Raw genomic sequence first — 8,337 nt, 5'->3', positions numbered from 1 at the left:
CACCGTCGCCGACCTGGCGGCCCGAGGCGGCCGCGGCCGGGGCCGGCACCCGACCCGCGGTGGCCGCTGCCGCCGGACGTGCGCCGCGGCCCCGCCGCCGTCGGGCGCGGGCCCGGCCCACGACCTGGTCGTCCGCCCCCACCAGCTCCCCGCCTGGGCCGAGCCGGCGGCCGGGCACCCGGGCCCGACCTTCGTCCTCGACCACCTCGGCAGACCGCCCGTCGCCACCGGCGCGCGGGAACCCCCGGACCGCCGCCGTGCCGCCCCGCCGGCCTGCCCAGCACCGTCTGCAAGCCGTCCGGCCCGGTCACCGAGGCCGGCCCCGCCGGCCTGCGCCCGAAGGCCGAGGCCGTCCTGGACGCCTGCGGCCCGCACCGGCTGATGTCGGCTCCGGCCGGCCGGTGCGCACCCTGGCGGCGACCTGCGGCGAGGCGCTCGCCACCGCGCGGGAGCTGACCGCCGGCCTCGGCGACGGCGACCGCGCGGCGGTCTTCGAGACCACCGCCCCCCGCGTCTACGGACTCCGGGCGGTGTCCGCCAGCCGGGTCGGCGGCAGGTACTCCCGCACATACGTGCGATCCCAGCAGGCGCCCGTCTCCCGCAGTTCCCGCCAGGTCGTGTACCGGTAGCGGAAGAGCCGGGCGCGGACGAAGCGCGGGGGCTCGTCGGGCGGGAAGGGCGAGCGGCGCAGCAGCTTCAGTGTGTCGCGGTCGTTCTCCAGCAGCCGCTCCACCAGGGCGCCGAACCACGACCCCGCGTAGGCCGGGGAGAGCGCCGCGAACCACATCAGCCAGTCCAGCCGCAGATGGTACGGCGCGAACTGGCGCGGCCAGCGCCCGGGATCACCCGGCTTGCCCTTGAACTCGTACTCCCGCCAGTCGGAGTCCTCGCGGGGCACGGCGTCGGCGGTGCCCTCGACGACCACCTCGTAGCGGACCCGGCTGACGCTGCCGAAGGCGCCGTAGGTGTTGACCAGGTGGAGCGGGTCGAAGGAGCGGTTCATGACCTGGCGGCGGGAGACCATGTTGGCGACCGGGCGGTAGCTGAGGAACACGATCAGCGCGGCCACGGCCAGCACCACGACCACGTACCAGAGCGGGGCGGCGGGCACGGACGGCGGGTCGGCGGGGAACCGGATCGCCGACAGGGCCAGCACGATGGTGATCCAGTTCAGCCAGGAGAAGTTGCCGGACAGCACCAGCCACAGCTGGGTGACGATCATCAGCGCGGCGGCGGCCGTGGCGACCGGCTGCGGGGTGAACAGCAACACCGGTACGACGAGTTGGGTGACGTGGTTGGCGGCCACCTCCACGCGGTGCAGCGGCCGGGGGAGACGGTGGAAGAACCAGCTCAGCGGGCCCGGCATCGGCTGGGTCTCGTGGTGGTAGTCCAGGCAGGTCAGCTTCCGCCAGCAGGCGTCGCCGCGCAGCTTGATCAGACCCGCGCCGAACTCCACCCGGAACAGGATCCAGCGCAGCAGGAACACCACCACGACCGGTGGCGCCACCTCGTCGTTGCCGAGCAGGACCGCCACGAAGCCGACCTCCAGGAGCAGGGACTCCCAGCCGAAGGAGTACCAGGTCTGGCCGACGTTCACGATGGACAGGTACAGCAGCCAGGGCAGCAGCCACAGCAGCATGCCCGCCCACAGCGGCAGCATCGCGTCCACGCCCGCCAGCAGCGCCGCCGCCACCGCACAGCCCGCCCAGGCGCACCCCGCGAAGAAGCGGTCGGAGTAGTGCAGCTGGAAGAGGCTGGGCGCCCGTTTGAACGGCACGTTCGCGGTGAAGCGCGGCACCGGCAGCATGCCGCGGGCGCCGATCAGCGCCCGGAACTGCAGGGCCGCCGTCAGGAACGCGACCAGGTAGACGACCGCCAGGGCGCGCTGGAAGACCAGCCGGGTCAGCCAGTAGTCGGGTGCGGTGAACCACTCCACGGTCGTGCGGTCCTCTCCTCGGTGCCGGTGGCGCCGCCGCGGGCCCCGGCCGTGCTCTCACTGTGCGTGGTCGTGCTCTCCGTTTGCGTGACCCGAGAGGGTGAGGCAGACAATGAGGGGCGAAACGGCGACCTGCCCCAGGACCAGGCGGGAGAACGAGGTGCGCATACCCATCGGAGCCTTCACCACCGCCTGCGCCCTCTCGGTGGCCCTGCTCGCCGCCGGCTGCGGCGCCCAGGCCGGCGAGGGCGCGCAGGCCGGACCGGAACTCCTGCTCCAGCCGGTCGACGACCAGGGCCCGGACCCCTTCACGGACTCCACGGCCACCTCCTCGGCTACCCCGGCCCGCGGCACCCGAACGCCGCAGCCGGGCTCCGAGGCCCGCACGGGACCCGGGGCCGCCGCTCCGGCCGCCCGCACCGGCGTGCGCTCCTACGCGGGCTGGACGCCCGGCCTGTACGGCGGCCGGGCCCGGACCGGCAGCTGTGACGTGGAGCGGCAGATCCGCCTGCTGGCCGCCGACCGGGGCAGATCCCGGGCCTTCGCCCAGGTGGCCGGCGTCTCCCCGGCGTCCCTCCCGGGCTACCTGCGCGGGCTGACCTCGGCCGAACTGCGCGCCGACACCCGGCTCACCAACCACGGCTACCGCGACGGCCGCGCCACCGGCCACCAGGCCGTCCTCCAGGCGGGCACCGCCGTCCTCGTGGACAACCGGGGCGTGCCCCGCGTCCGCTGCGCCTGCGGCAACCCGCTCGGCGCACCCGCCGCCCTGCGGGGCACGCCGGGCGGCGGCGGCCGGGCCTGGTCCGGCTACCGGCCCGCCGAGGTGGTCGTGGTTCGGCCCGCGCCCCAGGCGATCGGCAACATCACCCTGATCGACGTGGCCGACCGCTCCTGGATCGAGCGGCGGATCGGGCACGACGTCCGCCACGACCAGGTCGTGTCCCGGCCGCGGTGGCAGCCGGACGGGGCGAGCCCGTCGCCCTCGCGGCCCCCGGGGACCGAGCCGGGCGAGCGGCCGGCCCCGGCGCCGCGGGAGTCCCCGGCCGGTACGGCCGCACCGGCGACGGAGGGCGGTGCCGCGCTCCTCCCGGCGGAGGCGGGCGGCACGGTCCCGGCGGCGCCCCAGTGGCCGGCGCCTGCGCAGCCCGCGCGGCCTGCGCAACCCGTTCAGCCTGCGCAACCCGTGCAGCCCGTGCGACCCGTACAGCCCATGGCTCCGGTGGTGCCTGTGGTGCCGGTCGTGCCGGTCGCCCCCATGGCGCCCGTACGGCCGATGCAGCCGGCCCGGCCCGGGCGGCCGGCGGACCCGGCGCGGCCTCTGGCCCCCTCGGGCGGGACCGGCCCCCGGGCCGTCCCGGAGACGCCGGGCCTGCCCGACGGCGGCGGGCTCGTACCGGACGCCCCGGACGCCGGCGACGGCCCGGGCGGCACGGGTGACCCGACGGGGTCCGGCGACCCGGACGCCGCCGACAGCGTCTTCGGCAGCATGACGGACGTCTTCACGAGCTGACCTCACCCGACCACGCTCTGCACCCACTGGTCGAAGAATTGAACCGAGGGCGCCGCCGTCGTCACCCTGCGGGTGCTCTCCGGCTCCGACCTGCTCTCCGGCTCCGACCGCCGGCTGCGCGTCGAGGCCGAGGACTCCTCCAGCGCCCTGCCGCGCCGCCGCGACGCCGGCGACTCCGGGGTGTCGGGCCGCGGCCTGCTCCTGGTCGACCTGCTCGCGGACGTGTGGGGCGTGGAGGCGCGCGGCGGCGGCAGGTGCGTGTGGTGCGGGTTCGTGGTGCCGGAACGGCGGTGACCGGCCGGCGGTCCCGGCCGGCCCCGGGTGGCACCCTGGTGGTATGCCGGAACTGCCCGAGGTGGAGGCGCTGAAGGACTTCCTGACCGACACCCTCGTCGGTCACCAGATCGTGCGCGTGCTGCCGGCCGCGATCAGTGTGCTGAAGACGTACGACCCGCCCCTGTCGGCCCTGGAGGGCCACCAGGTGGTCGCCGTGCACCGGCACGGCACGTTCCTGGACGTCGTCACGGACGGCGGCCCGCGCCTGGTGACCCATCTGGCCCGCGCGGGCTGGCTCCGGTGGAGGGACCGCCTCCCCGACGGCCCGCCCCGCCCCGGCAAGGGCCCCCTGGCGCTGCGCGTGGCCCTGGAGACCGGCGCGGGCTTCGACCTCACCGAGGCCGGCACCCAGAAGCGGCTCGCCGTGTACGTCGTACGGGACCCGCGGGAGGTGCCCGGCGTGGCCCGGCTCGGCCCCGACCCGCTCGCCGGCGACTTCGACGAGGCCCGCTTCGCCGCCCTGCTGCACGGCGAGTGCCGTCAGCTCAAGGGCGCCCTGCGCGACCAGGGCCTGATCGCGGGCGTCGGCAACGCCTACAGCGACGAGATCCTGCACGCCGCCCGGATGTCCCCGTTCAAACGGGCCGCGTCCCTCACCCCGGAGGAGACCGGGCGGCTCTACCGGGCCCTGCGCACGACGCTCACCGAGGCCGTCGAGCGCTCCCGGGGCCTGGCGGCCGGGCGGCTCAAGGCCGAGAAGAGGAGCGGCCTGCGCGTGCACGGCCGCACCGGCGAGCCCTGCCCGGTGTGCGGCGACACCGTGCGCGAGGTGTCCTTCCACGACTCCTCGCTGCAGTACTGCCCGACCTGCCAGACCGGCGGCAGACCGCTCGCGGACCGCCGGCTGTCCCGGCTGCTCAAGTGAGCCTCAGCGGGCCGGCGGCCACCACTCCACCAGCACGATCGTGGCGTCGTCGCGGAGCCGGCCGGGCTGCGCGTCCAGGATCGAGTGGATCAGTTTGCGCAGGGTCTCCGGCGCCAGCTCACCCGCGGCGGTGGCCCGGATGACGTAGTCGGCGAAACGTTCCAGGCCGAACAGGTCGCCGTCCCGGGTCCGCGCCTCGGTGACCCCGTCGGTGTAGAGCAGCACCCGGTCCCCGGGCTGGAGCGCGATCTCGTGCTCCTGCCGGGACCGCGCGGCCAGCATCGCAGGCAGGCCCAGCGGCGGATCGGCCTCCCGCTCCATCGCGTCGACGAGCAGCCGCTGGTCCCGGATCAGCAGTGGTGCCGGGTGCCCGCAGTTGGTCCAGCGCAGCATGCCGCTCGCCAGGTCCAGCTGGGCGAGCACGCCGGTGCAGAACTGGTCCGGCAGCCACTGGGTGAGCGTGTCGTCCACGCTCTGCGTCAGCTCCGGCAGATCGGCGCCGGTGCGCCGGGCGTTGCGGCAGGCGGCCAGGGCCACGGCCGTCGTCAGCCCCGACGCCAGGTTGTGGCCCATGGCGTCGAGGACCGCGGCGTGCAGGGTCGTCTCGGTGAGGGCGTGGTCGAAGGCGTCGCCGCCGAGCTCGTAGGCGGGCTCCAGGACGGCGGTGGAGACGACGTGCGCGGTGCCGATCGTGCGCGGCGGCAGAAAGGCGCGCAGCATCTCGGCGGGCAGCTGCATGGGTGCGGTGCGGGTCCGCCGCACGAAGGACTCCGTGTACGCCCGCTTGGAGGTGATCATCATCGCCAGCAGCGTGGCGAGGGCCCGGCTGCGGCGCAGGGAGACGGGGCTGAGCACCGGGCAGTGCACCGCGAGCACGCCGAGCCGCTCCGCGCCGTCCAGCAGCGGCAGCCACGCCGTCATGCCGCCGGTCTCGGACTGCTCCACCTGCAAGGACTGGGTGCGGTAGCTCCAGCCCGCGAGGGAGTCGTCGACCGGCAGCGAGGAGGCGACGTCGGTCAGCGGGATCAGCTGGCGCTGCTGGAGGTCGGCGAGGTAGACCACGGAGTGCTGCAGGCCGAGCGCCTTGGAGCAGCGGGCCGCCGCGGTGGACAGCTCCACCGCCGCGTTGTCCGGGTCGGCGAGGAACTCCTCCAGCCGGCCCTCGCCGGAGTCCGCCGTCGTCACCTCGTCTCCCCTCGCCGGGACCGCGGCCGCGGTCGGCTCGCGTCGTTCAGCAGTCTCACACCGCCGCCCGCCCCCCGCCCGGCGAGTATCCGCCGACGGCGAAAGCCCGCGCCCCCGGGATGGCACGCCCTGGCTAGGAGGGGTCCAGCGTCACCAGCCGCTGCCCGGCCGTCGTCCGCACCTCGTAGCGGTCGATCTGGTCGGGGTGCAGGGCGGTGGCGCCCCGCAGGGTGTGGGAGCGGGCGTCGTGCCGCGGCACGGTCCAGTTGGCCGCCGTCTCCTCCGAGCCGTCGCCGCCGATCACCACCAGCCGGCAGGCCCGGGGCCCGGCCGCGTCCTTGACCTCCAGCACCACCTTGCCGCCCCAGGGCACGTCCTCGGTCGTGACCCGCGCCCACACGCCCGAGCGCTCGTCGGTCGCCGACACCATCACGGCCCGGTCCCCGCGTTCGGCCACGGCCGCGATCGCCGCCCCGGCCAGGGCGCACACCACCGCGGCGGCCACGGCGGCCAGCCGCAGCCGGCGGCCGGACCGGCGGCGCGCGGCGACCTCGCCGAGCAGCCTGTCCAGCAGCCGCGGGCCGGGCCCGGCCAGCGGCTGTACCGCGCGCGGGGTGGCCCGCCGGTAGAGCATCAGCTGGCGGGCGGTGGGCCCGAACGCCGTCACCTGCACGGCGCACCGAGGGCACTCCATGAGGTGGTCCTCGAAGCGGAAGGCCTCCGCCTCGTCCAGCACGCCGAGCGCGTACGCGCCGACGTCGCGATGCCTCTCCAGGGACCTCATGCCGAATCCTCGTGCCGTTGGGTGCGGGTGGGGTTACTCCGTGCACCCACCGGTACGGACCAGGCGGCGGAATCACTCAAGGGCGCCGAGGAATCCCAACCAGGGAATTCGGAGCGGTCCGCCCCGGGGATTGGTCGCATTCCGGCCGGATCCCGGAAAGGTTCAGAACAGGTGGATGGCCAGGTGCCCCAGCGGCAGCCCCAGCTGCCACGCCGGGGTCCACACCTTCGGCCCGTCGTCCTCGCCGACCGGCGGGGCGCCGCCCGGCACGGCGTCCAGGTCGGGCGCGAGCAGCTCGGTCTCGCACAGCCAGCGCCAGGCCGCCTCCGCCAGCTCCAGGTCGGGCGCGGGCCCGCCGGCCCGCACCGCCTCGGCGGCCACCTGCGCCAGCCGCTCGCCCACCCAGTCCTGCCACGGCTGGTCGTACGCCGTCAGCGACAGCCAGATCTCCAGCTGGGAGACGACCCGGATGCCGGAGAGCTCGCCGTCGGTGTCGGACAGGAAGATCGTCAGTGCCAGGGCGTCCCGCCCGGCGCGGAACTCGAAGGACGTCGGCGGCATCAGGTCGCCGGTCCGCAGCAGTTCGTCGGCGATGTACTCGGCGTACAGCCAGGCCATGGGGACGGTGAGTTCACCGCCGCCCGTGCCGTCCGTACTCTGTTGACCTCTGTGCTGCATCCCTTCCTGCCTTCCTCCGGTGGTGCGCGTCGCCCGACCCCGGCTTCCCCGTCCGGACCACGGATGAGGACAGCCGATTACCCAACCGGGGTCCTCAGCAAGGCGCTTTACGGAGGCTTGACTCGGCTCCCGGTTTCACCGCAGGTCGGCCGCGTATCCCGGAAGCACCCGGCGCAGGGCGCGCAGCGCGTAGTACGCGCGGGACTTCACGGTACCGGGCGGGATGCCCAGGGCCTGCGCGGCTTCCGCCACACTCGCCCCCTGGAAATACACCAGCACCAGGACTTCACGGTGCTCCGGCGTGAGTGTCTTCACAGCCTCGCGCACGTCGACGGTGGCGGCCGACCGCTCGGCGTGGTCGGCGCACACCCGCGCGTTCTCCAGGGCCGCGTCGCCGACCTCGGGCGGGCGGGCCTGGCGGGCCCGCCGGGCGTCGATGGCGAGCCGCCGCCCCACGGTCAGCAGCCAGGGCCGGACGGACTCGAAGGCGTCGGCGCGCAGCGCCTCGGGATGCTGCCAGGCGCGCACGAGGGTCTCCTGGACCAGGTCCTCGGCGCGCTGCCGGTCGCCGTCGCAGAGCCTGAGCAGCAGTGCGAAGAGCGGTCGGCCGTGCTCCCGCTGGAGCGCGGCGAGTTCGTGCTCGGCGGTCGTCCCGTCGGTGATGGTGGTTCCGGCCGTCATGGCCGTATGGCATCGCAGGGTGTGCCGCGGGGACAGGGGGCGCGCACGGCGGTGCGACGGACGGTCGAACGCGTCGGCGAACGGTCCGACGAACGGTCCGCCTCACCCGCCGTTGCGGCGCGGACGGGTTAAAGGGGCCCCCGGGGCCGTTTGCGGCCGCGTTCAGGTTCGTACCTATTTGTGTGTATATACAACCGCACTGGGGTGAGCTGATGATCGTACGCATCGCACGCAGACGACAGGTGGCCCTGGCCCTGACGGCTCTGCTCGCCGCGGCCGCCGCCTGCCAGGCCCGCGACGAGGCGCCCGCCGCCCGGCCGGGTCCGCCGGCCACCGCCGCCGGTGCGCGCGCCGCCGCG

The 8,337-nt window shown here is 75.3% G+C and carries 7 protein-coding genes and 1 pseudogene; 3 read left to right on the top strand and 5 right to left on the bottom strand.

The window, feature by feature from the left end; translation table 11 throughout:
- Window positions 1–514: 514 nt before the first annotated feature.
- The gene (locus tag ACFF45_RS34735; RefSeq protein WP_381351001.1) at window positions 515–1,936 is read right to left on the bottom strand and encodes a lipase maturation factor family protein; all 1,422 of its coding nucleotides are present in this window, start codon (window positions 1,934–1,936) and stop codon (window positions 515–517) included.
- Window positions 1,937–2,096: 160 nt separating this feature from the next.
- Between ACFF45_RS34735 and ACFF45_RS34730 the strand changes: the two genes are divergently transcribed.
- From ACFF45_RS34730 to ACFF45_RS34720, 3 genes and pseudogenes are all read left to right on the top strand, one after another.
- Window positions 2,097–3,449 (top strand): DUF6777 domain-containing protein, encoded by a 1,353-nt coding sequence (locus tag ACFF45_RS34730; protein ID WP_381351000.1) that lies wholly within the window; start codon window positions 2,097–2,099, stop codon window positions 3,447–3,449.
- A gap of 42 nt (window positions 3,450–3,491) precedes the next feature.
- Window positions 3,492–3,743, top strand: a pseudogene (locus tag ACFF45_RS34725) (protein phosphatase); the annotation flags it as partial.
- A gap of 43 nt (window positions 3,744–3,786) precedes the next feature.
- The gene (locus ACFF45_RS34720; protein WP_381350999.1) at window positions 3,787–4,650 is read left to right on the top strand and encodes an Fpg/Nei family DNA glycosylase; all 864 of its coding nucleotides are present in this window, start codon (window positions 3,787–3,789) and stop codon (window positions 4,648–4,650) included.
- Between the two features lie 3 nt (window positions 4,651–4,653).
- On the opposite strand, the gene ACFF45_RS34715 is transcribed toward ACFF45_RS34720, so the two are convergent.
- The 4 genes from ACFF45_RS34715 to ACFF45_RS34700 all read right to left on the bottom strand — a co-directional run bounded on the left by ACFF45_RS34715 (window position 4,654) and on the right by ACFF45_RS34700 (window position 7,978).
- On the bottom strand, window positions 4,654–5,835 hold the full coding sequence (locus ACFF45_RS34715; RefSeq protein ID WP_381350998.1) for a PP2C family protein-serine/threonine phosphatase: 1,182 nt from the start codon (window positions 5,833–5,835) through the stop codon (window positions 4,654–4,656).
- A gap of 133 nt (window positions 5,836–5,968) precedes the next feature.
- Window positions 5,969–6,619, bottom strand: a complete 651-nt coding sequence (locus ACFF45_RS34710; RefSeq protein ID WP_381350997.1) for a zf-HC2 domain-containing protein — start codon at window positions 6,617–6,619, stop codon at window positions 5,969–5,971.
- Between the two features lie 162 nt (window positions 6,620–6,781).
- Window positions 6,782–7,297, bottom strand: coding sequence for a hypothetical protein (locus ACFF45_RS34705; protein ID WP_381350996.1), 516 nt, complete (start codon window positions 7,295–7,297; stop codon window positions 6,782–6,784).
- Window positions 7,298–7,432: 135 nt separating this feature from the next.
- On the bottom strand, window positions 7,433–7,978 hold the full coding sequence (locus ACFF45_RS34700) for a sigma-70 family RNA polymerase sigma factor (protein WP_381350995.1): 546 nt from the start codon (window positions 7,976–7,978) through the stop codon (window positions 7,433–7,435).
- Between the last annotated feature and the right edge of the window lie 359 nt (window positions 7,979–8,337).

The sequence above is a fragment of the Streptomyces cinereospinus genome, assembly GCF_042430725.1.
Classification (GTDB): domain Bacteria; phylum Actinomycetota; class Actinomycetes; order Streptomycetales; family Streptomycetaceae; genus Streptomyces; species Streptomyces cinereospinus.
The sequence above is the reverse complement of the archived record's forward strand: the minus strand, read 5'-3'. Positions and strand labels throughout refer to the sequence as shown.

Excerpts from the sequence above, each read along its gene's own strand:
- ACFF45_RS34720 (WP_381350999.1), top strand. The coding sequence starts at position 3,787 with ATGCCGGAACTGCCCGAGGTGGAGGCGCTGAAGGACTTCCTGACCGAC.
- ACFF45_RS34710 (WP_381350997.1), bottom strand. The coding sequence starts at position 6,619 with ATGAGGTCCCTGGAGAGGCATCGCGACGTCGGCGCGTACGCGCTCGGC.
- ACFF45_RS34705 (WP_381350996.1), bottom strand. The coding sequence starts at position 7,297 with ATGCAGCACAGAGGTCAACAGAGTACGGACGGCACGGGCGGCGGTGAA.
- ACFF45_RS34700 (WP_381350995.1), bottom strand. The coding sequence starts at position 7,978 with ATGACGGCCGGAACCACCATCACCGACGGGACGACCGCCGAGCACGAA.